Annotated in this window: 24 protein-coding genes; 15 read left to right on the top strand and 9 right to left on the bottom strand. The window is 63.6% G+C overall.

The window, feature by feature from the left end:
- Nucleotides 1–39: 39 nt before the first annotated feature.
- Nucleotides 40–786: an SDR family oxidoreductase gene (locus AC0NIL_RS13355; RefSeq protein WP_473572296.1), complete on the bottom strand. Its 747-nt coding sequence runs from the start codon at nucleotides 784–786 to the stop codon at nucleotides 40–42.
- A gap of 103 nt (nucleotides 787–889) precedes the next feature.
- Between AC0NIL_RS13355 and AC0NIL_RS13350 the strand changes: the two genes are divergently transcribed.
- The 7 genes from AC0NIL_RS13350 to AC0NIL_RS13320 all read left to right on the top strand — a co-directional run bounded on the left by AC0NIL_RS13350 (nucleotide 890) and on the right by AC0NIL_RS13320 (nucleotide 7,186).
- Entirely contained in the window at nucleotides 890–1,861 is a 972-nt protein-coding gene (locus AC0NIL_RS13350) for a thiamine pyrophosphate-dependent dehydrogenase E1 component subunit alpha (RefSeq protein ID WP_158515799.1), read from the top strand.
- A gap of 1 nt (nucleotide 1,862) precedes the next feature.
- Nucleotides 1,863–2,837: an alpha-ketoacid dehydrogenase subunit beta gene (locus tag AC0NIL_RS13345; RefSeq protein WP_473572298.1), complete on the top strand. Its 975-nt coding sequence runs from the start codon at nucleotides 1,863–1,865 to the stop codon at nucleotides 2,835–2,837.
- A gap of 14 nt (nucleotides 2,838–2,851) precedes the next feature.
- Nucleotides 2,852–4,168: an acetoin dehydrogenase dihydrolipoyllysine-residue acetyltransferase subunit gene (locus AC0NIL_RS13340; RefSeq protein ID WP_473572300.1), complete on the top strand. Its 1,317-nt coding sequence runs from the start codon at nucleotides 2,852–2,854 to the stop codon at nucleotides 4,166–4,168.
- A gap of 63 nt (nucleotides 4,169–4,231) precedes the next feature.
- Nucleotides 4,232–4,555: an NIPSNAP family protein gene (locus tag AC0NIL_RS13335; protein WP_063168741.1), complete on the top strand. Its 324-nt coding sequence runs from the start codon at nucleotides 4,232–4,234 to the stop codon at nucleotides 4,553–4,555.
- Between the two features lies 1 nt (nucleotide 4,556).
- On the top strand, nucleotides 4,557–5,426 hold the full coding sequence (locus AC0NIL_RS13330; protein ID WP_473572301.1) for a hypothetical protein: 870 nt from the start codon (nucleotides 4,557–4,559) through the stop codon (nucleotides 5,424–5,426).
- On the top strand, nucleotides 5,423–6,349 hold the full coding sequence (locus tag AC0NIL_RS13325) for a 3-hydroxyacyl-CoA dehydrogenase NAD-binding domain-containing protein (RefSeq protein WP_473572303.1): 927 nt from the start codon (nucleotides 5,423–5,425) through the stop codon (nucleotides 6,347–6,349). Before AC0NIL_RS13330 ends, AC0NIL_RS13325 begins: the two co-directional genes overlap by 4 nt.
- Before the next feature lie 87 nt (nucleotides 6,350–6,436).
- Nucleotides 6,437–7,186, top strand: a complete 750-nt coding sequence (locus tag AC0NIL_RS13320) for an SDR family oxidoreductase (protein WP_473572305.1) — start codon at nucleotides 6,437–6,439, stop codon at nucleotides 7,184–7,186.
- A gap of 28 nt (nucleotides 7,187–7,214) precedes the next feature.
- Here AC0NIL_RS13320 and AC0NIL_RS13315 read toward each other — a convergent pair whose 3' ends face one another.
- Entirely contained in the window at nucleotides 7,215–7,967 is a 753-nt protein-coding gene (locus AC0NIL_RS13315) for a pyrroline-5-carboxylate reductase family protein (protein WP_473572307.1), read from the bottom strand.
- A gap of 110 nt (nucleotides 7,968–8,077) precedes the next feature.
- On the opposite strand from AC0NIL_RS13315, the gene AC0NIL_RS13310 reads away from it, so the two are divergent.
- From AC0NIL_RS13310 to AC0NIL_RS13280, 7 genes are all read left to right on the top strand, one after another.
- Nucleotides 8,078–8,851: a GntR family transcriptional regulator gene (locus AC0NIL_RS13310; protein ID WP_473572308.1), complete on the top strand. Its 774-nt coding sequence runs from the start codon at nucleotides 8,078–8,080 to the stop codon at nucleotides 8,849–8,851.
- Between the two features lie 138 nt (nucleotides 8,852–8,989).
- Complete coding sequence (locus AC0NIL_RS13305) at nucleotides 8,990–10,105, top strand: branched-chain amino acid ABC transporter substrate-binding protein (protein ID WP_164752001.1); 1,116 nt, start codon at nucleotides 8,990–8,992, stop codon at nucleotides 10,103–10,105.
- Between the two features lie 150 nt (nucleotides 10,106–10,255).
- Entirely contained in the window at nucleotides 10,256–11,206 is a 951-nt protein-coding gene (locus AC0NIL_RS13300) for a branched-chain amino acid ABC transporter permease (RefSeq protein ID WP_224620706.1), read from the top strand.
- Nucleotides 11,206–12,201: a branched-chain amino acid ABC transporter permease gene (locus AC0NIL_RS13295; RefSeq protein ID WP_024504006.1), complete on the top strand. Its 996-nt coding sequence runs from the start codon at nucleotides 11,206–11,208 to the stop codon at nucleotides 12,199–12,201. Before AC0NIL_RS13300 ends, AC0NIL_RS13295 begins: the two co-directional genes overlap by 1 nt.
- On the top strand, nucleotides 12,198–13,028 hold the full coding sequence (locus AC0NIL_RS13290) for an ABC transporter ATP-binding protein (RefSeq protein ID WP_063168748.1): 831 nt from the start codon (nucleotides 12,198–12,200) through the stop codon (nucleotides 13,026–13,028). Before AC0NIL_RS13295 ends, AC0NIL_RS13290 begins: the two co-directional genes overlap by 4 nt.
- A complete protein-coding gene (locus AC0NIL_RS13285; protein WP_473572312.1) occupies nucleotides 12,952–13,701 on the top strand; it encodes an ABC transporter ATP-binding protein in 750 nt (249 codons plus the stop codon). Before AC0NIL_RS13290 ends, AC0NIL_RS13285 begins: the two co-directional genes overlap by 77 nt.
- Nucleotides 13,694–14,983, top strand: coding sequence for an NAD(P)/FAD-dependent oxidoreductase (locus AC0NIL_RS13280; RefSeq protein ID WP_473572313.1), 1,290 nt, complete (start codon nucleotides 13,694–13,696; stop codon nucleotides 14,981–14,983). The genes AC0NIL_RS13285 and AC0NIL_RS13280 overlap by 8 nt, the downstream gene beginning before the upstream one ends.
- A 195-nt stretch (nucleotides 14,984–15,178) precedes the next feature.
- Here the strand turns inward: AC0NIL_RS13280 and AC0NIL_RS13275 are convergent, their stop codons facing one another.
- The 5 genes from AC0NIL_RS13275 to AC0NIL_RS13255 all read right to left on the bottom strand — a co-directional run bounded on the left by AC0NIL_RS13275 (nucleotide 15,179) and on the right by AC0NIL_RS13255 (nucleotide 20,532).
- On the bottom strand, nucleotides 15,179–17,644 hold the full coding sequence (locus AC0NIL_RS13275) for a GcvT family protein (RefSeq protein WP_473572315.1): 2,466 nt from the start codon (nucleotides 17,642–17,644) through the stop codon (nucleotides 15,179–15,181).
- Nucleotides 17,645–17,767: 123 nt separating this feature from the next.
- A complete protein-coding gene (locus AC0NIL_RS13270; protein WP_063168752.1) occupies nucleotides 17,768–18,490 on the bottom strand; it encodes an amino acid ABC transporter permease in 723 nt (240 codons plus the stop codon).
- A 21-nt stretch (nucleotides 18,491–18,511) separates the two neighbouring features.
- Nucleotides 18,512–18,850 (bottom strand): type 2 periplasmic-binding domain-containing protein, encoded by a 339-nt coding sequence (locus AC0NIL_RS13265; RefSeq protein ID WP_473572318.1) that lies wholly within the window; start codon nucleotides 18,848–18,850, stop codon nucleotides 18,512–18,514.
- A 14-nt stretch (nucleotides 18,851–18,864) separates the two neighbouring features.
- A complete protein-coding gene (locus AC0NIL_RS13260) occupies nucleotides 18,865–19,308 on the bottom strand; it encodes a transporter substrate-binding domain-containing protein (RefSeq protein ID WP_473572320.1) in 444 nt (147 codons plus the stop codon).
- A 207-nt stretch (nucleotides 19,309–19,515) separates the two neighbouring features.
- The gene (locus tag AC0NIL_RS13255; RefSeq protein WP_474048687.1) at nucleotides 19,516–20,532 is read right to left on the bottom strand and encodes an arginase family protein; all 1,017 of its coding nucleotides are present in this window, start codon (nucleotides 20,530–20,532) and stop codon (nucleotides 19,516–19,518) included.
- A 190-nt stretch (nucleotides 20,533–20,722) separates the two neighbouring features.
- On the opposite strand from AC0NIL_RS13255, the gene AC0NIL_RS13250 reads away from it, so the two are divergent.
- Entirely contained in the window at nucleotides 20,723–21,292 is a 570-nt protein-coding gene (locus tag AC0NIL_RS13250; protein WP_127368492.1) for a helix-turn-helix domain-containing protein, read from the top strand.
- A 66-nt stretch (nucleotides 21,293–21,358) separates the two neighbouring features.
- On the opposite strand, the gene AC0NIL_RS13245 is transcribed toward AC0NIL_RS13250, so the two are convergent.
- Both AC0NIL_RS13245 and kce read right to left on the bottom strand, forming a co-directional pair.
- A complete protein-coding gene (locus AC0NIL_RS13245) occupies nucleotides 21,359–21,817 on the bottom strand; it encodes an acyl-CoA thioesterase (RefSeq protein ID WP_473572324.1) in 459 nt (152 codons plus the stop codon).
- Nucleotides 21,801–22,736 (bottom strand): 3,5-dioxohexanoate:acetyl-CoA acetone transferase, encoded by a 936-nt coding sequence (kce, locus tag AC0NIL_RS13240; RefSeq protein WP_063168755.1) that lies wholly within the window; start codon nucleotides 22,734–22,736, stop codon nucleotides 21,801–21,803. The genes AC0NIL_RS13245 and kce overlap by 17 nt, the downstream gene beginning before the upstream one ends.
- Nucleotides 22,737–22,744 lie beyond the last annotated feature (8 nt).

Below are 22,744 nucleotides of genomic sequence, written 5' to 3'. Positions count from 1 at the left end.
ACGGGCAGGCTTCGTCTTACGCAACGACAGGGGCGTGCCTTACCAGGCGGTCATGCCGCCGTCGACCGTCAGGATCGAGCCGGTGGCGAAAGAGGATTCGTCACTGGCGAGCCACAGGATTGCATTTGCGATTTCAACCGGCTGCGCGACGCGATTCATCGGTGAGCGCGCGTTCAATGCCGCGACAAACCCCTGAGGATCGGGATGGGTTTCCAGCATGGTTTCGAAATAGCTCGACCAGGTCACACCCGGTGCCACGGCGTTGACGCGGATCTTGTCCGCAACATGGTCAAGCGCCATGGCACGCGTCAGCGCCGCGACGCCGCCCTTGGAGGCGACATAGGCCGCCCGATCGGCAAGTCCGACATGGGCCACGTTGGAAGCGGTGTTCACGATCACCCCGCCGCCGCCCGCGGCCATGACGGGAATGACATATTTGGAGCAGAGAAAGACGCCCTTGAGGTTCACGACCATGAGCGCGTCCCAATCCGCCGCCGCGGTGGTGACAACCGAACCGCGTATGCCGTAACCGGCATTGTTGACCAGAATGTCCACCCGGCCGAAGGCCTCTTGCGCGCGGCGCACCATCGTCGCCACGGAGACTTCGTCCGAGACGTCCGCCTCCCAGGCCAGCGCTCCGGTCCTGCCGGCCACCTCGCCGGCCCGCGCGCCGTCGCGATCGACGACCAGAACGCGCGCGCCCTCCTTCGCAAACAGTTCCGTGACGGCCGCGCCGATACCGGCGCCGGCTCCGGTGACGATGGCCGCCTTGCCCTCCAAACGCATGATCGATCCCCTTTTCACAAACTTGTTTTGCCCTATCTTGCAGAAGCGCTTGCAAAGTGTCGACACTTTTGTATTTAATTTCGGCACGAACTCGGGGATATCGGTGAAAAACACTCCTTCCGTCGAACAACATCTGGAAATCTATCGCCGGATGCTGCTGGTGCGGCATCTCGAAGAGGGCCTTGGGGCGCTTCACAAGGAAGGACGCACGCGCGGTCCGATCCATCGCTGCGATGGCCAGGAAGCCGTCGGCGTCGCCGCGACCGCCGTGCTGGAGGCCGGCGACAAGGTCGCCACCACCCATCGTGGCCACGCGGTCTATATCGGCAAGGGCATGGCCGTACACCCGGTGGTGGCCGAGATCTTCGGGCGGGCCACCGGTGCCTGCGGCGGGCGCGCCGGCCACATGCTTGTGGCCGATGCCGAAAAGGGCGTGATCGGCGGCAATGCCATTGTCGGCGCAGGCATTCCAGCCGCCACCGGCATGGCGCTGTCGATGCAGATCCTCGGCACCGGCAATGTCGCCATGTGCGTCTTTGGCGACGGCGCCGCGCAAACCGGCATCTGCCACGAAGCCATGAACATGGCGGGGCTGTGGAAATTGCCGGTCGTCTTCGTGCTCGAACACAACCAGTTCGGCCTGACCGTTCCCTCAGAAGTCCAGTCGCCGGTCGAGGACCTGTCGATCCGCGCCGCCGGCTACGCGATGCCGGCCGAGATCGTCGACGGCAATGACGCGGTGGCTGTCTACCGCGCCGTGTCGGCCATGGTCGAGCGCGCCAGGCGCGGCGAAGGCCCCGGCATGGTCGAATGCAAGACCTACCGCGTCGAAGGTTTCTCCACTTCCGACATGGGCGGCTATCAGAAGCCGGAGGATATTGCGGCCTGGAAGGAACGTGACCCGTTGCTCGTCTCGCGCAAGGCGCTTTTGGGCGACGTCGGCGAGGCGAAACTCGCGGCAATCGAGGTGGCGGCCAGAGCTGAGGTCGACGAGGCATTCGCGGCGGCCCTCTCCGACCCGATGCCCGAATTCTCGCTCGACGAAGCCTGCAACCCCTACAGCGAGGCACACTGACATGGCCATGATGCGGTATGCCGAAGCGCTCAATGCGGCACTGCGCGAAGAGATGCAGGCCGACCCCTCCGTCTTCGTCTTTGGCGAGGACATCGGACGCTATGGCGGCGTCTTCAAGGTGACGAAAGGGCTGATGGAGGAATTCGGCGAAACGCGGGTGCGCGACACGCCGATCTCCGAACAGGCGCTGACCGCCATGGCCGTGACCGCCGCGATGACCGGCACGCGGCCGGTGCTGGAAATCATGTATGCGGATTTCGTGCCGCTGACGCTCGATGCGCTGGTCAACCAGGCATCGATCTACAATTACATCTGGAACGGCCAGGTCAAGATGCCGTTCGTGCTGCGTACGCAGGGCGGCGGCGGCGCCGGCGCCGGCGCGCAGCACTCCAAGTCGCTCGATTCCATGCTTGCCCACATACCCGGCATCAAGGTCGTTGCTCCTTCGACGCCCGCCGACGCCAAGGGCATGCTGAAGGCCGCGATCCGCGACGACCAGCCGGTGGTCTTCCTCGAGCACAAGCTGCTCTACAACACCCGCGGCGAGGTGCCGGAAGGCGATGTGACCGTGCCGCTCGGCAAGGCGGCAACCCTGCGCGAAGGCAGCGATATCTCGATATTCGCCACCTCCAAGATGGTGGTCGAGGCACTGAAAGCCGCGGATCTTCTCGCAGCCCACGGTGTTTCGGCCGAGATCGTCGATCTCCGGTCGCTGCGCCCGCTGGATGTCAACGCCATCGTCGCCTCGATCGCGAAAACGCACCATGCCGTGGTGGTCAACGAGGGCTGGCGCTTTTGCGGCTACGCCGCCGAGCTTTCGGCAACGATCATGGATCACGCCTTCGACGAGCTGGACGCGCCGGTCGCGCGCGTCACGCTGCCGGACATGCCGATCCCCTATTCCGAGCCGCTGGAAACGGCGATGCTGCCAAGTGCCGAGAAGATCCGCACCGCCGCGCTGAAGACGCTGAAGTGACGGAGGCGGCGGCGATGGCGACCCATCCGATCAGCATCGACAGCGCCGGCGGCGAATACATGGAAGCCGTGCTGGTGATCGCCTGGGCCGTGAAGCCAGGCGATCCGGTCAAGGCCGGCGATCTGGTCGTCACCGTCGAGACGGCCAAGGCCGCGACCGAAATCGAAGCCGACCGCGACGGCTGGCTGGCTGAGATCTTCTTCGCCGAGGGACAGGAAGCGCCGGTGGGCGCCGTGCTCGGCACGATCGCGGACGAGAAACCGATAGTTGGCGAGAAGCTGATCGCTGGCCAATCCGCTTCGATCGCGCCGGCCACGGCGACGGCTGCCGAAACCAATCCGCGCGATCCTGTGACCAGCGAAGCGCCTTCCTCCATCCGGCCGCCCGGCAGCCGTGCAGTCGCAAGCCCGCTGGCCCGGCGGCTTGCCGCTGCGGCCGGGCTCGACCTTGCCGCCATTGCGGGAAGCGGCCCGCGCGGGCGCATCAAGAAGCGCGACATCGATGCCACCCTAGCCGCCCTCTCCAATGAACATGACAGCGCAGCCCAGCGAACGCCGGCGACGGCCCAGACGCCATCCATTGCCGCGCCAACGCTGACCCGACAGCCGGCGCCCGTGGTCCTCATCCACGGCTTCGGGGCGGATCGCTCGGTGTGGCGGCAGGTCGTGCCCTTGCTCGGTCCGGAGACCGAGACGATCAGCCTCGACTTGCCCGGCCATGGCGTGGAAGCGGTAAGACCTGCAAGCAGCATCGAGGAGATCACCTTCCTCCTCTGCGACCAACTGGAGGAGATGGGCGTCGGCAATGCCCATCTCGTCGGCCATTCCCTGGGCGGTGCGGCGGCCCTCGCGCTCGCCCGGCTGGGCCGTCTTACGGTGCGCTCTGTGACGCTCCTTGCCCCTGGCGGGCTTGGCCCCGAGATCAATGCCGGCTTCATCGCCGGTCTTGCCCGCGCGACCACGGTGCAGGCCTTGGAGCGGTGGCTGGCGGTGATGGTCGGCGACCCCTCAGCCTTACCGACCGGCTATGCGCAGGCCGCGCTCAGACAGATGGAAAAGACCGGCAATCGCGACGCGCTCGCTGCGATGGCCGAAAGCCTGTTCCCGGACGGCACGCAGGGGTTCGATCTCGCGGGCGCGCTTGCAGAGCTTGCCGTGCCGACCCGGCTCCTCTGGGGCAGGCTCGACCGCGTCATTCCGGTCGCCCATGCGGCCCGCGCGCCGGGCTTCACTGCCGTTCATCTTCTCGATGGCATCGGCCATGCACCGCAGATAGAGGCACCGGCGCTCACCGCCCGGCTGATCGCCGAGACGGTGCGAAGTGCCGGCTGAGCCGGCAAGACCATCACGCCCGCGTCAAGGGCGCCACGACAGAATGTCAGAAGGAGTGCCGATATGATCTTCGACCATCGCACCTACACCGCCCGCCCCAACAAGCTGTCGCATTTCCTCAAACTCTACGAGGACGTCGGCCTGCCGATGCAGCGGCATTATCTGGGCGAGCCCTTCGGCTTCTTCCAGACGCATATCGGCGACCTCTCGCGCACCGTGCATCTGTGGAGATATGAAAGCCTTGCCGACCGGGAGGAGCGGCGCGACCGCATGGAGGCAGACCCGGAATGGCAGGCCTACCGGCGCAAGGTGATCGAGACCGACTATCTGCTCGACATGCGCAACCAGATCCTCAAACCCGTCTCGTTCTTCAATCCGGGAAAATAAGATGGACCTGACTTTCTCGACCGAGGGGCGCAGCTGGCCGCTGCGCCTGACTGGCGATGCCGAGCGCACGCGCCGCGCGCTGCTTTCGGCCTTGCCGATGCGTCTGCAGCTGCACACGCCGAAGATCGCCGGCAGCCATATCTATTGGCATGCTCCCTTCGTCGAGGATATCGAGGGTGCTACGCATGTGCTTTCCGCGACCGCCGGCGCATTCATCTACTGGCCGGTGCGGCAGTTCCTCGAAATCACCTTCGCGCCGCTTCAGGCGGAGAATGCCGAGATCACCGTTCTCGGCCATCTCGACGCGCCGGTGGAAGGCATTGCCGAACTTGCCGCGACACTGAAACAGGACCAGGGCCGCCGCATCCTGGAAGGCACGCTTGTCCGGTCGGATGGCGGCGTGTCCGAGCCGTGGGCGCCGTCGCCGCTGCCACAGGACATTATCGCCGCGCGAAAGGCGCTGTGGGCGGCCTGTCCCGCCGACATCAGCCGGGTCACCGCGTCACGCGCCATCATGCACCCGGCAGGGCCTGTCTTCACCGCGGAATCAGAAGCGCGGGTGCTGCACGAATTCCTCTGGTGGATCCGCGCCGAGCGCGGCCGGAAGGACGAATTGGTGCTGCGCCAGGCGGCAGCAATCGCGCTCGACAAGACCGCGACCCGGCTGCGCGATTTCTGCCACATGGAGGAAACGCCTGCCCTGCTTTTCCGGCTCAAGGCGGCGATGGAAGACGACTATCCGTTCGATGCGCTGATCGACGAGGCGATCCTGGCTACCGGGCGGGTCGGCGCTTGGATCGATCTTCTCATCCCGTGGAACGACCTCAACGAGGCCTTCCGCGCTGCGCTTGACGGCAGGAGGGCCGGATGATGGAAAAACTGACCATCGGCATTGTCGGTTTCGGCGTCATCGGGCAGCGCTGGACGGCTTGCTTTGCCCATGCCGGCCACGCGGTGCGCGTGTTCGACCCGACAGAGCGGCGCGAAGCGGCTTTCAACGAGGTGCTGCCTGCACTCATGGCCGACCTAGACGCGTTGAAGGGATCCTCGCCCTCGCCCGGCGAGATCCATCTTTTTCCGACGCTCGCCGAGACGCTCCAAGGCGTCGATTTCGTGCAGGAGAACGGTCCGGAAGACCTGGCCCTCAAGCGCCGGCTGCTCGCCGAGATCGAAGATCATGTCGGTGACGAGGTCGTCATCGCCTCCTCCTCCTCGGCCCTGCTGGTGTCCGACATGCAGGGCGAGTGCCGCCTGCCCGGCCGCGTCGTGCTCGGCCATCCCTTCAATCCAGCGCATCTGATGCCGCTGGTCGAGATCGTCGGCGGCAAGACATCGGATCCACAAGCGATCGCCCGCGCACGCGCCATCTATGAAGCCATCGGCAAGAAGCCGGTAACGCTCAACCGGGAGGTGACCGGCCATATCGCCTTGCGCCTGATGGGCGCCATGTGGCGCGAGGCGATCGCTCTGGTGCGAGACGGCGTCGCCTCGGTCGAGGACGTGGATCGTGCCTTCATGTATGGGCCGGGCCCGAAATGGACCCTGCAAGGTTCGTTCATCTCCAACAGCCTCAACGCCGATGGCATCGAGGACTTCCTGCGCAAATATGGCCCGACCTATCAGGCGATCTGGGACACGCTGCTCGACGCAAAGCTTGACAGCGAGACCATCCGCTCGATCACAGCTTCGACAAATGCGGCGGTGGACGGGCGCAGCCACGAGGACCTGAAGGCCGCGCGCGAGGCAGGCCTTGTCGGCATTTTGAAAACGGTGGCCGAACACGGCGCGCTCTAACTCTTTGTTTTGACGCAATTCCGGACGGAAAACCGTCTCACACTTTTCCTGGAATTGCTCTGATCATCACGGCTCAGGAGAATGGTCATGACCTATCGCACCGCCCTCGTCACCGGCGCCTCGAAAGGCATCGGCGCAGCGATCGTCGAGAGCTTGATCGCGGAAGGGTTGACCGTCCATGCGCTGGCGCGCAACCGCGACGCGCTGCAGGCCCTGCAGGCACAGCTGGGGCCACACGTAAAATCGCTTGTCGCCGATGTGCGCGACCACGAAGCGATCGCCGCTGCGCTCGGTGCGGCGGAAATCGATGTGCTGGTCAACAATGCCGGCGGTCTGGCGACAGTGCGCCCTCTGCATGAGCAGAGCGCGGAGGAAACAGCCGAGGTGGTGGCGCTGAACCTCACCGCGCCCTTGCAACTTATCCGCCTGTTGCTGCCGGGCATGATCGCGCGCAAGCGTGGCCACATCTTCAACCTGACCAGCACGGCAGCCAGTGGCGTCTTTCCCGGCACGGCGACCTATGGTGCGGCAAAGGCCGGCCTTTCCCAGGCCGGCCGCATCCTGCGCTATGATCTCGCGGGCACCGGCGTGCGGCTGACCGAGATCGCCCCCGGCCGCGTGGAAACGGATTTCTATCTGAAGGCCTTCGACGGCGACCGCGAGGGCCTACGCAAGCGCATGTACTCGCAACAGCGGCCGCTCGGCCCGGCCGATATTGCCGCCGTGCTTGTTGCAGCGCTGCGGATGCCGGACCATGTCGACATCGCCGAGCTGGTCGTTGCGCCAAGCGAACAGGCACCCGGCGGCCACACCTATCCGCCCGCGCCGCAACGATGAGCGCGCGTGGCGTCAGCGACGCCGCGCCTCAGTCCGGCTCGGTCAGTTTGTCGAGCACGGCCCTGCAAGCCTCCTCCCAGGCGGCTGGCACACCGCGCGCCGAAAGCACCTGTAGACCCCGCTCGGTGATGCCGCCCGGTGTCACCAGCTCCTCGAGCATCTGATCCATCGGCTGGTCTTTCTCCTCAATCAGCCGCCCTGCGGCCACGAATGTCATCGCCGTCAGCCGGCGGCCGATTGCCGGATCGAGACCTTGCGTGCTCGACCATTCCGCCGTCTTGCGGATCAGATCCTGCACCCAGCCATAGACGGCTGCATTGACCGTCGCCACCTCGAAGTCCGTTTCGCTGGGGAGCGCAATCGAGGGGCCGAGCCGGTCGAGAACCGCCCGCGCCTGCTCAATGTCGGGGAAATAGATCGTCGGACTGGCACAGATTTCGGAAGCCGTGAACGGCATGGCGCGCACCGGGCGCGCAGGCGCGACAGCAAACCGCGACAGCGCTACGCCGGCGCAAACCGAAACCATTGTTTGATCCGTGCGCCATGGCAGGCCGGCGACCGCGTCCGGCGCATGCGCTGGCCGCACGGCGACAATGACGACATCGGACTGTTCGACGAGATCGCGATTGTCGATCGCCAGCCGAAAACCGTGCCGGGCGGAGAGTGCCGCTGCCTTGCCGCGCGGCGACAGCACGATTGCTGCGGGATCGAGCCCGGAACGCAGGAAACCAGCCAGCATGGACGTTGCCAGATGCCCGACACCAAGAATGCCTACAATCATTGTTGTCCCCCGGATTTGAACCTGCTGCTTGCCATTCAGACGAGTTTGGGAAAGAAAGGCGCTCTACAAAGTGTAGACACAGCCTGCATACAAATCAGATGAGAATCGCCGTGACCGAACGAGCCGATACCAGTGCCGATAGCGATCCGTCCCTTGCCAACGAGGCCGAAACGCGCCGCGCAGCCGACAGCAGCGAACGCGCCTACAACACCATCCGCAAGCTTCTGGTCGAGTTCAAGCTGAAGCCCGGGGAACGCATCAATGAGGTCCAGCTTTCGCGCAGCCTCGGCGTTTCGCGCACACCGATCCGCGAGGCGCTGAACCGGCTCGCCTCCGAGGGTTTCGTTTCGCTCACGCCCAATCGCGGCTTTTTCGTCAGGAGCCTCAGCACCGAGGGCCTGCTCGACCTCTACGAGTTCCGCTCGATCATCGAGTGCGCTGCTTTCAAACTGATGTGCGAGCGCGCCGACGACAGCGAAATCGACCGGCTGCGGAGCTACTGGGAAGCGATCGTCGACGCCTACCCGGACCAGCCGCCGGATGTCATCCTGGCCGAGGACGAAGGCTTCCATCTGCTCATCGCCGAACTCTCCGGAAATCCGGAACTTGTCGGCCAGCTCAGCTCCATCAATGCACGCATCCGCTTCATCCGCCGCATCCAGATCGAACATCCTTCGCATGACAAGGCGCAGATCACCTCCCATTCGGCCATCGTCGAGGCTGCCGTCAAGCGCGATGCCGAGAACGGCGCGAAACTGTTGCGCGAACATATCGAAATGACCGTCTCCGCCACGCAGCAAGCGCTCAAGGACGCCTTGCTCAAGGTTTTCGCGCCCGACAATGGCGCCGAGCTGAAGCGTCGCCGAAGGGCTCGCGACGCATAGTCGATATCTGAGCACAAAATTGAACGCAATAGTGTCGACACTTTCTTGACGACGATCCCTTTGTCTGCTTCGATGGGCTTACACGGGGAAGAAGACCGCAACGGCCTCCCCTGTCGTAGTCAGCAGCTAAGGGGAACCATGATGAAAAAATCTATCGCCACACTTCTTCTCGGCGCCTCGCTTTTTGCAGCGCCGGCCATGGCCGAGCAGATTACCGTCGGAATGTCCGCGCCGCTCTCGGGCGCGCAGGCCTATTTCGGCAGCACCTGGCACAATGGCTTCAAGCTCTACGTCGACAGGCTGAACGCCGATGGCGGCGTCAATGGCGTCACCATTGCCTATGACCAGCAGGACGACAAGGCCGACCCGCGCGAGGGAACGCTCGTCGCCCAGAAATTCTGCGACAATGACAAGGTCGTGCTTGGCCTGGTGAACTTCAATTCCGGCGTCGCCCAGTCGACGCTGCCGATCTATGAAGACTGCACGCTGCCAACCATGACCTTCGGCTCCAATCCGTCTCTCACCAAGCAGGGCTACAAGTTCATGGTGCGCCCGGTGGCCAACGATCTGGCCGGCGCATTGTTGCCAGCCGAATATGCGCTGGGCAAGCTCGGCGCCAAGACTGCCGTGATCGTCAACGACAAGCAGGTCTTCGGCCAGGGCATTTCCGAAATCTTCGCCAAGAACTTCGAAACCGGCGGCGGCAAGGTCCTCGATACCATTGCCGTGGCGCCATCCGACGTGGACTTCACCGCTGTGCTGGCCCAGATCAAGTCCAAGAAGCCCGATGCGATCTATCTCGGCGCCGTCATGCCGCAGCTTGCGCTGTTTGCCAAGCAGATGCACGAGCAAGGTATCGCCGCCGTGCTAATGGTGCCGGACGGCGGCTACACGCCGGACCTCATCAAACAGGCCGGCGAAGCCAATGTCCAGGGCACGCTTGTCGCGATCCAGGTGCCGCCGATGGATGCCTCCCCCGAGATCGCCGATTTCGCCAAACTCTACAAGGCGAAGTATGGTGAGGAAGCCGGCCCGTATTCGATCTACGGCTATGTACAGGGCCAGATTTTGGAACAGGTGCTGAAAACGACGAAAGGCCTCACGCGTGAGGACCTCAACGCGGCATTGCATGCAGTTAAGGCGAAGACCGTCGTCGGCGAGCTGGAATTCGACGAAACCGGCGAACTCAAAGTCGCCCCATCCTACCTCTACAAGGTGGAGGGAACGGGCTTCCATCTCGTCGGTTCGAAATAGCAGCCAGACCGCCGGAGCCGCATCGCTACGCGCGAAGCGGCTCCTTCACCTGTTGACGGGCGTGCCTGCCGCAAGTACGGGCGGCCACGTCGACGATTCCCCTTCCCGGTTCGACCGGTCCATGGGGTTGCAGGCACAGGACGCCGGCCCATGCTGGGAAATCTTATCCAACAAACGGTAAATGCCCTGACCATCGGCTCGATCTACGCCCTGATCGCGCTCGGCTACACCATGGTCTACGGCGTGTTGCGCATGATCAACTTCGCCCATGGCGAGATGTTCATGCTCGGCGCCTATGTAGCGTTTCTGGCGCTCAGCCTGCTGGTCGGCGATGTCGGGATGTCGGGCGCGCTGGCGCTTACCGCGGCCTTTCTCGTGGCGATCTTCCTCGTCGGCCTCATTGGAGTCGGCATCGAAAGGGTCGCCTACAAACCGCTGAGAAGCTCCACCCGGCTCGCGCCGATGCTGTCCTCGCTCGGCGTCTCATTGTCGCTCGTCACCGGGGTGCAGATCCTGGCCGGCCCACAGCCAGTCGCCTTTCCCAGCTTCTTCCCCGTCGTCCGATATCAGGTGATGGGCGGCACCATCACCTTGATGCAGATCGGCATCCTGATCGCCGCCTTCGTGCTGATGTTCGGCCTGCATGTCCTGGTCAACCGGAGCCGTATCGGCATCATCGTGCGCGCCGTATCGGAAAGCCGACCGACCGCACAGCTGCTTGGCATCAACGTCAACGGCGCCATCTCCATGGTGTTCTTCGTCGGGCCGCTTCTCGGCGCTGCCGGCGGCATCCTCTATTCCAGTTACTATGGCATCATGTCGCCCAGCATGGGCGCCGTCATCGGGCTGAAGGCCTTCACCGCGGCCATCCTCGGCGGCATCGGTTCAATCCCCGGCGCCATGCTCGGCGCCTTCATCCTGGCTTTTATCGAAGTGTGGGGAACCGCGCTGCTGCCCATTGTCACAAACGGCGTGCTCGGCACCGAGTATCGCGACGTTCTCGCCTTTGCGATCCTCATACTCGTGCTTCTGGTCCGTCCTGCCGGTATACTCGGCGAGGCCGTCTCCGAGGAAAGCATCGTGTACAAGAGGGAATTCTGATGGCCGCCGCCGACACTCTCGCCGCGGCCCGGCCGCGTGCGAACCGGACCATCTCCTGGCTCGTCTTCGCCATCGCGATCGCGCTGATCATGGCCACGCCCTTCCTGCCCAACTACCATGTCCGTGTCCTCAACAGCCTGCTGATCTACATCCTGCTCGGCATCGGCCTGAACATCGTGATCGGCTATACCGGGCTGCTGGATCTCGGCTTCGTCGCCTTCTACGCGGTCGGCGCCTACAGCTATGGGCTGCTGGCAAGCCCGCAGCTCGGCCTGCATATGCCGTTCCTGCTCATCCTGCTCGTCGCCGCCTGCCTGGGTGCGGTCACCGGCATATTGCTCGGCATTCCGGTGTTGCGATTGCGCGGCGACTATCTGGCCATCGTCACACTTGGCTTCGGCGAGATCATCCGCATCATCATCAACAATCTCGACTGGCTGACCGGAGGGCCGCAAGGCATTGCCCGGCTGGACAAGGCGTCGATCCTCGGCATACAGATTGCCCGGCCGATCGACTTCTTCTGGCTGCTGCTGATCACCGTGCTCATCGTCGGCACCGTGGTCTGGCGGCTCGAGCGCTCCATCCTCGGCAAGGCGTGGGCGGCGATCCGCGAGGACCAGGATGCCGCGCGCGGCATCGGCATCAACACCACCAATGCCAAGCTTGCCGCTTTCGCCACCTCGGCCACGATCGGTTCCATAGCCGGCGCGATCTTCGCCGCATCGCAGCGTTTCGTCAGCCCGGAAAGCTTCACGCTGCAGGAATCGGTGCTGATCGTGCTGATGATCGTGGTCGGCGGCATCGGCAACATCTTCGGCATCGTCGCCGGCGCGGCAATACTGATCCTGCTGCCGGAGCTGCTGCGCGAATTCGCCGAATGGCGCATCCTCTTCCTCGGTCTTTTGATGATCTCGCTGATCATCGCGCGCCCGGCCGGCATCGTGCCGCGCAGCTTCGGGCCGGAGAAACTGATCCGAGGGCTTTTCGGAAAATGACGCTGGTCTTTCAGAGCCTTCGCAAGGTGTATGGCGAGGTCGTCGCCATCGACGGCGTGTCGACCGACTTCGCTCCCGGCATAATCCACGGCGTGATCGGACCGAACGGCGCCGGCAAGTCGACGCTGATCAACATGACGGCTGGTTCCTACACAGTGTCGTCGGGCTCGATCACGCTCGACGGCAAGCGTCTCGACAAACTCAAGAAATACCAGATCGCCAATTCGGGAATTGCCCGCACCTATCAGAACATCCGCCTCTTCGACCAGATGTCGGCGATCGAGAACCTTGAAGTCTGTTTCTATCCCGCCGAGGTTGCGGCCGCCTGGAGGGAAGTGATCTGGCCACCCTATGCCAACGCCCAGCGCCGGCGCCGGCGTGAGAAATGCATGGAAATCCTGCGGTTTTTTGACCTTCAGGGCTACGCCGACGTCGATGCCGGGGGCCTGCCCTATGGCCGACAACGCATGCTGGAGATCGCCCGCGCCTTGGTCGCCAATCCGCGCGTCCTGCTGCTCGACGAGCCCGCCGCCGGATTGAACCACCACGAGACGGCGGAACTGACGGCAAAACTCACCGCGTTGCGTTCGCCCGACCGGATCATGATCGTCGTCGAGCACGACATGGATCTCGTCATGACACTCTGCGACAGCATCATCGTCATGCATCATGGGAAACTGCTCTTCCGGGGCACGCCCGCCGAAGTGCAGGCAAGCACCGACGTCCAACTCGCCTATCTGGGAACCGCCAATGACATCGACGACATCCGGGCCGCTGCTCAGAATCGCCGGGCTCAGCTCGGGATACGGGCGCGTCGGCGTTCTTGAGGCCATCAGCATTGACGTCGATCCGCACGAGATCGTCGTCATCCTGGGTCCGAACGGCGCCGGCAAGACGACGCTGCTCAATTCCGTTTCCGGCGTGGCGCGGCCCACCGCAGGCAGCATCGCGTTCGAGGGCCGCGACATCACCGGGATGCGCCCCGAACAGGTCGTGCGTCTCGGCATCACCCACTGCCCGGAAGGCCGCCAGATCTTCCAGCGCCTGACGGTGGAGGAAAACTTGGTCGCGGCCCATATCGGTCGCGGCGGGAAGAGTTTCGAGGCATTGCGCGCCGAGGTGTTCGAGCTGTTTCCTGTGCTCAAGGAACGGCGCAACGGCATGGCAAGCCGCATGTCCGGCGGCCAGCAGCAGATGCTGGCGATCGGGCGCGCGCTTATGGCCGAGCCGAAGCTTCTGATGCTCGACGAGCCGTCTCTCGGCCTTGCCCCGAAGATCGTCCACCAGATCTTCCGCATCATCCTCGACCTGTCGCGCCACGGCATTTCGATCCTGCTCGTCGAGCAGAACGTTCAGCTGGCGCTTGAATGCGGCGACTACGCCTACCTGCTCAACACCGGCAAGGTGAAGCTGCATGGCCCGGCGCAGGAAATGGCCGCGCATTCGGCCCTGAGGGAACACTATCTCGGCGGCGCCAGCGAGGACGTCCTTCATGTTTGAGGTCGACTGGAAGACGCCGCATCTGTGGCGCAAGACCGCGAACAGGCGCCCGGCCGCACCGGCACCGCAAGGCGACCTGAAGACGGACGTGCTGGTGGTCGGCGGCGGCTTCACCGGCATGGCCGCGGCACTCGGCGCGCGCGACAGCGGCGTCAATGTCATCCTGCTTGAGAGCAACGAGATCGGATCGGCAGCGTCGGGCCGCAACAACGGCCTTGTCATCTCCCACCATTCCAAGGCCTCGCCGGCGGAGTTCGAGGCGGTCTACGGCAAGACGATCGGTGAGCGCTACAATCGCATGGTTGCGGATGCGGCCGGCGTAGCCTTCGGCCTGATGCAGCGCTTCAACATAGACGCCCACCAGGTTCAGGAAGGCTGGATCCAGCCCGCTCACACCGACACCACGCTTGCCCGCGCGCGCCAGTTCTACGAAGAGTGGAAAGCCTTCGGCGCCAATGTCTCCTGGCTTGACCGGGCCGAAGCCAGCGCGCGCATCGGCAGCCCCTATCTCGGCGGCTGGATGGTGCACAATTCCGGCCACATCAATCCGTTCGCCATGACCATTGGCCTTGCCGGCGCCCTTGAGCGCGAAGGCGTGACCATCTTCGAGAACGCCGCGGCGTCTCGCATCGAGAAGGTGGAAGGCGGCTGGCGCGTCTTCACCGCAACGGGAAGCGTCACGGCGCCAGAAGTGGTGCTTGCCACGAATGCGCTTACCGGCGACCTCTGGGCTGGGCTGAAGAAGACACTGATGCCGTTCAAGGTCTTCCAGGCCGCGACAAACCCGCTGCCGGAAGGCCTGCGCACCCAGATCCTTGTCGGCAACCCCGCGGTGTCCGACATGCGCAACGACATCCGCTATTTCCACTACGACGTCGACGGCCGGCTGGTGAGCGGCGGCACGCATACATTCTGGTTTGACGAGGCCGACCGCGGTCGCGCCAAGGTCTCGAGCATGCTGGGCAAGGCTTTTCGCGCATTCGGCGGCGAACCGCCGATCGTGGAATACTGGCATGGCACCTTTGCCGTGGTGCCTGATCGCAGACCTCGCCTCTATCGCCTGGCACCCGGCCTCGTGTTTGGCGGCGTCTATTCCGGCCGCGGCGTGGCATTGGCAATGTCTCTTGGCCAGGAAATCGGCCGCTGGGCGGCAGGCCGGCGCCGGGACGAGCAGATGCCTTTGCCGGTCACCAACATGAAACCGGTTCCGTTCCATCCGGTCGCCGTGCAGGTCGCGAACCGCATACATCTCTGGAACCGCTTCAAGGATCGAAGCTCTTGATGACATTATAGGCCGACGATGCTGATTTTGTGCCGGCGGCTAGCTGGCCGAGGCAGAAGTCTCAATCAGACAGCCCATGCTCGGTCACGACTGGGCCGAAAGCGGACTGGTAGCTTCAGGCGTCAGCGGAAGCCGAAGCGGACCTTCAGCGTGGCTGGGACTTAGGGCCTCCGACTGATCCAAAAGGAGGTTCTGTCACGGTCTCAGGCGTTCCCCCTTCGGATCGTACCACGGCTTGAGCTGCGCAATGGCCTTGTATCGCTTCCAGGCGATTTCGATCTCCAGAGGGGCGGCTGCCAGCCAGGCATCGTCGACACCGCCCTCGCATTCGACATAGCCCATGCCGAGCGAGGCGCCGATGCGGTGGCCGTAGGCGCCGGAGGTGACCGAACCGACGATCTTGCCGCCGCGCCAGATCGGTTCGTGATGATAGAGGAGAGGCGCATCTTCGGCCTGCAGCCGCAACTGCACCAAGCGGCGGCGCGGCTTGCCCGCCTCCTTCTGCAGCAACAGCGCATCACGGCCGATGAAGCCGCCTGGCTTGTCGAACGCCACGGCAAAGCCAAGCCCTGCCTGCAGCGGGCTGTCTTCCTCGCCGATGTCGTGACCCCAGTGGCGGTAACCTTTCTCCATGCGCAGCGAATTGATGGCGAAGTAGCCGCCTTGGCGCAGGCCGAAATCGGCGCCCGCCTCGGCCAGCTTGTCGAAGACATGGGCGGCGAACTCGGCGGGCATGTAGAGCTCCCAGCCAAGCTCGCCGACGAAGGTCAGCCGGCTGGCGCGCACCCGCGCATAGCCAAGGTCGATCTCGCGGCTGGTGCCGAAGGGAAACGCCGCCTCCGAGAAGTCATCGGGCGAGACGGCGCGCAGGAGATCGCGCGATTTCGGCCCCATCAGCGCCAGCATGGGCAGGCCGGAGGTGACATCCTGCACGAAGACATGCGCGTCCGCCGGGATATGGCGCTTGAGCCAGGCCAGGTCGCGCCGCTGCGACACGGCGATGGTCACGACCATGTAGGCGGTTTCGGAGATGCGGGTGACCGTGACATCGGCTTCGATGCCGCCTAGCTCGTTCAGCCATTGCGTGTAGACGACGCGGCCGGCGGGTACGTCGACATTGTTGGCACAGATGCGGTTGAGCACCGCGCAGGCGTCACGCCCCTCGATCCAGTATTTCACGAAGCAGGAATGGTCGAACAGCGTAACGTTGTCAGCCGTGTTGCGGCTTTCCTCGCCGCAGGCGCCGAACCAGTTCTGGCGGCCGTAGGAATAGTCGATCTCGGCCTTCATGCCGGGCAAAGCGAAGAAGCCAGGGCGTTCGTAGGCGGCGGCCTCGGTCATGCAGGCACCCGCCGCCATCAGGCGGTCGTGGAACGGGCTCTTGCGGATGTGGCGCGCCGTGGCGAACTGGCGGTATGGCCAGTGCATGTCGAACAAAAGGCCAAGCGTTTCGGTGGTGCGGTCGTAGAGATATTTCTTGTTCGACTGGAACGACATGGTGCGGCGCACGTCGACATCGGCGAGATCGACCGGTGGGCGCCCGTCGCGGATCCATTCCGACAGCGCCTTGCCGACGCCGCCCGAGGAGAGGATGCCGACGGAATTGAAGCCAGTGGCGCAGAACAGGCCGGAGACCTCAGCCGTCTCGCCCAGCAGATAGCGGTCATCCGGCGTAAAGCTTTCCGGTCCGTTGAAGAACAGTTTGATGCCGACATCCGCCAGCAGCGGCACCCGCCTGATTGCCATTTCGAGGATCGGTTCGAAATGCTCGAAGTCCTCGGGCAGGCTGTCGAAGCAGAAATCGGGCGAGATGCCGTTATGGCCCCACGGCTTGGCCACCGGCTCGAAGCAGCCGAGCAGCAGCTTACCGGCGTCTTCCTTGTAGTAGGAGCACTCGTCGCCCAGGAAAAGCACCGGCAAATTGGCGGGCAGGCCGGGGATGGTCTCGGTGACGATGTAGAAATGCTCGGCGGCGTGCAGCGGCAGCGTCACGCCGATCTGTGCCGCGAGATCGCGCGACCACATGCCACCGCATATCACCACCTTGTCGGCGCGGATCTCGCCCTTGTCGGTGACCACGCCGCAAACGCGGCCGTTCTCGACCAGGATTTTCGTGACCGGCGTGTTTTCGAGAATGCAGGCGCCACCGGTGCGCGCGCCCTTGACATAGGCCATGGTGACGTCGGTGGGGTTGACCTGTCCATCATTGGGGAACCAGAAGCCGCCGACGATGCCGTCGATGTTGACCGGGCTCCAGCGTTCCTTGATCTCGCCGGGCGTGACCATGTCGACCGGCAGGCCGAAATTGCGCCCCATCGAGGCGCCGCGTGCCAGCTCCTCGAAGCGCGCCTCGGTGTTGGCGACACGCAGCGAGCCGCGCTGCATGAAGCCGGTGGCCTGTCCGGTTTCGGCTTCGAGGCGGCCGAACAGCTCACCGGTGTATTTCGCCAGCTCCGTCATCTGTCGCGTCGCCCGCAACTGCGTCACCAGGCCGGCGGCATGCCATGTCGTGCCGCATGTCAGCTGCTTGCGCTCGCACAGTACGACGTCGGTGATGCCAAGCTTGGTGAGGTGATAGGCGACCGAACATCCGGCAATGCCGCCGCCGACGATGACGACATCAGCCTGTTCCGGCATCTGTTCTGAACTAGCCCCTGACATTACGCGTCCCCCTGAATTGCTGCGCGGCTCAGGCATCTGGCGCCCTTTCGGAGCAGCGTCATGCCGTCGCGTCGATGGATGTCAATGGCGTGCCGCACGCTGCGGCCCACCGTTTTGTGCCCGTCATGCGTGATGGGGCACTTTGTCGGTATCGTTTCCGGCCGCGTGGGGCTTGGCCCAGGCGAAGCGCCGTTCGATCCGCTTCTGCAGGATCATCAGTACATAGACCATCGCCAGGTAGTAGAGGGAGGTGACGGCGTAGAACTCGGCATAGCGGAACGTTGAGGCGACGCTTTGCTGGGTGACCGCCATCAGTTCCGTCAATGAGATCACCGAGGCCAGCGACGTGGTCTTGAGCAGCGTGATGAACTCGTTGACGGTCGGCGGCAGGGCGATGCGCAGCGCCTGCGGCACGACGATCAGGAAGAACACTTGCGGCTTGCGCAGGCCAAGTGCGGCGCCGGCCTGAAACTGCCCTTCTTCGACGGCGCTGAGCGCCGCCCTGTTGATCTCGACCTGATAGGCGGCCTCGTTCAGCGTCAGCGCCAGGAGGGCCGCGATGAAGGGCGAAAACCAGGTCTCGCGGAAGATCGGCCATATTTGCGGCAGGCCGTTCCAGACGAACAGCAGCAGCAGAAGCGCCGGCAGTGCGCGGAAAACAGCGATATAGGCCGTCGCTCCCCAGCGCAGCACCTTGTTTTGCCCGTTGAGCGCCAAGGCAAGCGGCAGCGACAGGAGGATCGCCGCCGCATGCGCGAGTATTGTCAGGGCGAGCGCTACCAGCGCCGCCCTGAAGAACGTCCCGGAAAAAAGTGTCGACCAGAACAAGCCAAAGTCAAAGCTCACGGAACCCTGCCGATCGCGCCGTTACTGACCGATGCCACTGATGGTCGACATCGGAAGCTTCCACGTCTCGGCGATGGTCTTCATGGTGCCGTTCGCGGCAAGCTCCTTGACAGTAGCGGCGACCGCCGCCGCGTCAGCCTCATCCTTGCGGAAATAGGCCGCGTACTGATCCTGCGCGCCGGCCGAGTAGACGATCTTCAACTCACCGGGCTGCTGCAAGTCGCGGTAGGCGAATTCGGTGTCCTGGCTGATCGTCGCGACCGCGCGACCCAGCACCACCTGTTGCATCGCATCGGTCTGCTTGGGATAGGTCTGCATGGTGATCTTGTCGCGGCCGGCCTTGGCCAGGTCCTCGTTCACCTTTTCCAGCAGGCCTATGGGGAAGTGCCGGACTGGACGGAGATGGTCTTGCCGGAGAAATCCTCATAGCTCTTGGAGGCGGACGCATCGTCGGCCTTGCCGATCATGACGACGCCGGTCTTCAGATAAGGCACGCCGCTCAGCTTCTCCAGCCGTTCGGGTTTCAGCAAGGCGCCGCTGATGACGATGTCGCAGCGCTTCGATTCCAGGCCGGGAAGCAGGCCGCTGAAGTCCATCGTCGTGATATTGGCGTCGACCTTCCAGTGCGCGGCCAGCGCCTTGATGACGTCGATGTCGACGCCAACGGGAGCCTCGCCCGCCGTCTTGATGAATTCCATCGGCGGGAAAGTGGGATCGACGCAGGCTTGCAGTTTACCGTCGGCGGCGAAGCTCGGCGGCTGTGCTGCCGCCGGCGTGGCGGCCGCGAGGGCGATGAGTAGAAGGATCTTGCGGTTCATGGTTCACCTCTAGTTTGGGCTCTTGGCGGCCTCAAGGAACGCTTGCCGAAAGTTCATCAATAGTCAACATAATTCATTTAAGAGAACAGGAGACAGCGAAAGAATGGCGCCACCGCATCGGCAACCGGCATCGAAAGTCCGGAGCCGCGAGCCGCGACGCCATCACCGATGGCGTCGGCGCGCTCCTGTAGCGGCCAAGGCCACGCGTCAGTGCGTCTCGGCATTCTTTGCGGCGATCAGGCAGATCAGTTCGTACATCATCACCATGGCGACCTGCGCCGTGATCTGGTTGGGGCTGTCCTTGGTCGGCATCAGGCAGACGACGTCCCCACCGATGATGTTGAGCCCCTTCAATCCTTGCAGAAGGCGCGTCGCCTCGCGGATGGTCAGGCCGCCGAAGCCCGGCTCGAGGTTCGAAACCCCGGGAGCGACGGAGGGGTCGAGGCTGTCGAGATCGAAGGTGATGTAGGCGGGGCGATCGCCAACCCGCTCGCGGATCATCTCCACCATGCGCTCTATGCCCAAGCGTTCGAACTCGTCCATCGTAACAACCCGATAGCCCAGAGCGCGACTCGAGCCGCCAACGCCGCCGGTGTGGATATCCGCCGCCGGATGACCGCGCATGCCGATCTGGATGCTGCGTTCCGGGTCGACCGCACCTTCCTTTGCCGTATAGGCCGCCCAGTGCGCCGCCGAACGCTTCGCGCCAAGCCAGTGGGGCATGTTGTCGTAGGAATCGGTGTGCGCGTCGAAATGGATCAGCGAGCAGGGCTGGCCTCCCGACAGGCGCCGGCCCGGTCCGGCGATGGCCTTGATGATAGGCCCGGTGATCGAGTGATCGCCGCCGATGGAAACCGGGTTTGTGCCGGCGGCGTCGAGCCGGGCGTAGAAGGCTTCGATGTCGCGGACACAGGCCTCGTTGTTCATGGCCTCGGGCAGGGGAACGTCGCCAAGATCGCTGATCTTGGCGGCATCCCATGGCGAAAAGCCGTGCACCCCGTGCGAGCGGCGATAGTAGCCCGACACGTTGCGGACCGCGCGCGGGCCAAGATGTTGGTCGCGCTCCGTCGAGCCGTTTCCGGAGCTGTGCGGCACGCCGACCAGGCCGATATCCACATCGGTCGGAGTCTCCGCTACCGGGCAGCGGAAAAACGTCGCGATGCCCCACCAGTACCAACTCTGCGAACTGCGCCTGGCTTCGGCAATATCGTCTTGGCTCATCATCGCTCCTTCATCCGTATGCTGGCGGGGAAGGCTCGCCTTATGGCACCGCCGCCTCCTCGAAATTCATCTGGATGCTGGTGGGGAATTCTGTATAAGTCAACAAAGTTGTTCTATACAGAACACATAAAATTCCGGCTTGTACGGCGGACCGAGCTGACGGTATGGGATTGAACATGCTGAGAGCGCAATCATGACGAGTGGCACCCAGAGGCCGTCCACGGCCCGCATCGGTGATGCCCTGCGCAATCGACGGCGCGAACTGGACCTTACCCTCCAGGCCGTGGCGGATGGCGTTGAAGTCAGCAAGGGTTTTCTCAGCGAAGTCGAACGCGACAAGGCCTCGCCCTCGGTGGCAACGCTCGTTCGCCTGTGCGACATTCTTGGAATTACGATCGGCAGCCTGTTCCAGCATGACAACACGGCTGTCGTCCGCGTTGACGCGCGCACTCCGGCGGTGCTCGGCGGCACCGACCTTTCAGACTTCCTGCTCAGCCCGAAATCCGCGGTTCGGACGCAGGCGATCCTGTCGATCATGGCGCCGGGCGGCACCGGCGGCGACAAGCTCTACAGCTGGCGTTCGGAAGAGGAATTCGTGTTCGTCGTCGAGGGCAGCGTGACCGTGTTGCTCGAAGGCGAGGAGTTCGTCCTGCTCGAAGGCGACGCCATGACTTTCGACCCAAGACGCCTCCACACCTTCCGCAACAGTTCCGCCACCAAGCAGGCGCAAGCGCTTTTCATCCTGTCGCCGCCGTCCGTCTAGAGGCGCAGTCATCTTAAGCCAGCGTAGTCCGATGACGTCGGCTTTCGGGAAACGGCGAAGCTGGTCTTAACGACCGACTTGAGGCGCAAAGCTGCCGGCTTCACCCCTCGGGAGTTTCGCGCTCGCCTGCCGGGCCTCGCCTTCGATCTCGATCTTGCTCCGCGCTTGAAGATCGAAGCGCACCGTTACGGTGCGCATGCGCGCATGCAGGACTCCGTCCAGCGTACCGCGCATTTCATGCAGATAAGTCAGCGACGATTTCCCAAGCTTTTCTATAACGCTGCGAACGGTGACCAGAGTTCCCACCGCGGTTTCATGCACGTAGTCGATCTCCATCCTCACATCCGCCCAGCCGAGGGTCGGCGTCAAACGAGGATCGGCAATCCTGCCCAGCAACTGGAAACTGGCGTCATCGAACATCGCCACATAATGACGAACGTTGAGATGGCCCATCGCGTCGCACATCCAAGGATGCACGACGCCGACATAGGTTTCGATGCCGGGGGCGTCAAAACCCGACCTCATGTGCGCCCTTGAGATCCAGCAGTTGACGGGCTTCGTCGGGCGTCGCGATTTCGAGCGACAACTCGTTGAGAATGCGCTTTATCTTGGCCACCTGTTCGGCATTGCTCTTGGCGAGCGTGCCCTTGCCGACATAGAGGCTGTCTTCCAAACCGACCCGTACATTGCCGCCCATGATCGCGCCCATCGTGCAGAGATTTATCTGGTGCTTGCCCGCGGCAAGGATCGACCAGAGATAGTCGTCTCCGAACAGCCGATCAGCCGTCCTGCGCATGTGCATCATGTCTTCTGGGTCGGCGCCGATACCGCCCAGCAGCCCGAAGATCGTCTGGACGAAAAGCGGCGGCTTCAGCAGCTTGCGGTCGAGAAAGTGCGCAAGCGTGTAGAGGTGACTGACATCGTAGCACTCGAACTCGAACTTCGTGCCATAAGCCTGGCCGACCTCGACGATGATCCGCTCGATCTGCTCGAACGTGTTGGAGACGATGCCCTTCTTTGTGTCTTCCAGATAGCCCTTCTCCCAGTCGTACTTCCAGTCGGTGTATTTCGGCGCGATGTGGTGCAAGGCGAAATTCATAGATCCCATATTGAGCGAGCAGAGTTCCGGCTTCGAAGCGTGCGCCGCTTCAAGGCGCTCTTCGAGGGTCATCTTCAGCCCGCCGCCGGTGGAAATGTTCATCACGGCGTCGGTCTGCTGCTTGATGCGCGGCAGGAAATCCATAAACAGCCTGGGATCAGGGGTAGGCTTGCCGGTCTCCGGATCGCGGGCATGCAGATGGATCACCGACGCCCCGGCTTCGGCTGCTCCGACAGCGGCGTCGACGATCTCGGACGGCGTTATCGGCAGATACGGGCTCATCGTCGGCGTGTGGATCGAGCCGGTGACCGCACAGGTGATGACGACTTTCGGCGATTTCTTCATGGTTGAAC

This window comes from Mesorhizobium sp. WSM1343, from assembly GCF_055901535.1.
Note: the sequence above shows the minus strand (reverse complement) of the source record. Positions and strands in the feature narration are given on the sequence as shown.

Bases quoted from the DNA above. Each gene is read 5' to 3' on its own strand.
- AC0NIL_RS13355 (WP_473572296.1), bottom strand. From the start codon at position 786: ATGCGTTTGGAGGGCAAGGCGGCCATCGTCACCGGAGCCGGCGCCGGT.
- AC0NIL_RS13345 (WP_473572298.1), top strand. From the start codon at position 1,863: ATGGCCATGATGCGGTATGCCGAAGCGCTCAATGCGGCACTGCGCGAA.
- AC0NIL_RS13340 (WP_473572300.1), top strand. From the start codon at position 2,852: ATGGCGACCCATCCGATCAGCATCGACAGCGCCGGCGGCGAATACATG.
- AC0NIL_RS13335 (WP_063168741.1), top strand. From the start codon at position 4,232: ATGATCTTCGACCATCGCACCTACACCGCCCGCCCCAACAAGCTGTCG.
- AC0NIL_RS13330 (WP_473572301.1), top strand. From the start codon at position 4,557: ATGGACCTGACTTTCTCGACCGAGGGGCGCAGCTGGCCGCTGCGCCTG.
- AC0NIL_RS13325 (WP_473572303.1), top strand. From the start codon at position 5,423: ATGATGGAAAAACTGACCATCGGCATTGTCGGTTTCGGCGTCATCGGG.
- AC0NIL_RS13320 (WP_473572305.1), top strand. From the start codon at position 6,437: ATGACCTATCGCACCGCCCTCGTCACCGGCGCCTCGAAAGGCATCGGC.
- AC0NIL_RS13315 (WP_473572307.1), bottom strand. From the start codon at position 7,967: ATGATTGTAGGCATTCTTGGTGTCGGGCATCTGGCAACGTCCATGCTG.
- AC0NIL_RS13305 (WP_164752001.1), top strand. From the start codon at position 8,990: ATGATGAAAAAATCTATCGCCACACTTCTTCTCGGCGCCTCGCTTTTT.
- AC0NIL_RS13300 (WP_224620706.1), top strand. From the start codon at position 10,256: ATGCTGGGAAATCTTATCCAACAAACGGTAAATGCCCTGACCATCGGC.
- AC0NIL_RS13295 (WP_024504006.1), top strand. From the start codon at position 11,206: ATGGCCGCCGCCGACACTCTCGCCGCGGCCCGGCCGCGTGCGAACCGG.
- AC0NIL_RS13290 (WP_063168748.1), top strand. From the start codon at position 12,198: ATGACGCTGGTCTTTCAGAGCCTTCGCAAGGTGTATGGCGAGGTCGTC.
- AC0NIL_RS13285 (WP_473572312.1), top strand. From the start codon at position 12,952: ATGACATCGACGACATCCGGGCCGCTGCTCAGAATCGCCGGGCTCAGC.
- AC0NIL_RS13280 (WP_473572313.1), top strand. From the start codon at position 13,694: ATGTTTGAGGTCGACTGGAAGACGCCGCATCTGTGGCGCAAGACCGCG.
- AC0NIL_RS13275 (WP_473572315.1), bottom strand. From the start codon at position 17,644: ATGTCAGGGGCTAGTTCAGAACAGATGCCGGAACAGGCTGATGTCGTC.
- AC0NIL_RS13260 (WP_473572320.1), bottom strand. From the start codon at position 19,308: ATGAACCGCAAGATCCTTCTACTCATCGCCCTCGCGGCCGCCACGCCG.
- AC0NIL_RS13255 (WP_474048687.1), bottom strand. From the start codon at position 20,532: ATGATGAGCCAAGACGATATTGCCGAAGCCAGGCGCAGTTCGCAGAGT.
- AC0NIL_RS13250 (WP_127368492.1), top strand. From the start codon at position 20,723: ATGACGAGTGGCACCCAGAGGCCGTCCACGGCCCGCATCGGTGATGCC.
- AC0NIL_RS13245 (WP_473572324.1), bottom strand. From the start codon at position 21,817: ATGAGGTCGGGTTTTGACGCCCCCGGCATCGAAACCTATGTCGGCGTC.
- kce (WP_063168755.1), bottom strand. From the start codon at position 22,736: ATGAAGAAATCGCCGAAAGTCGTCATCACCTGTGCGGTCACCGGCTCG.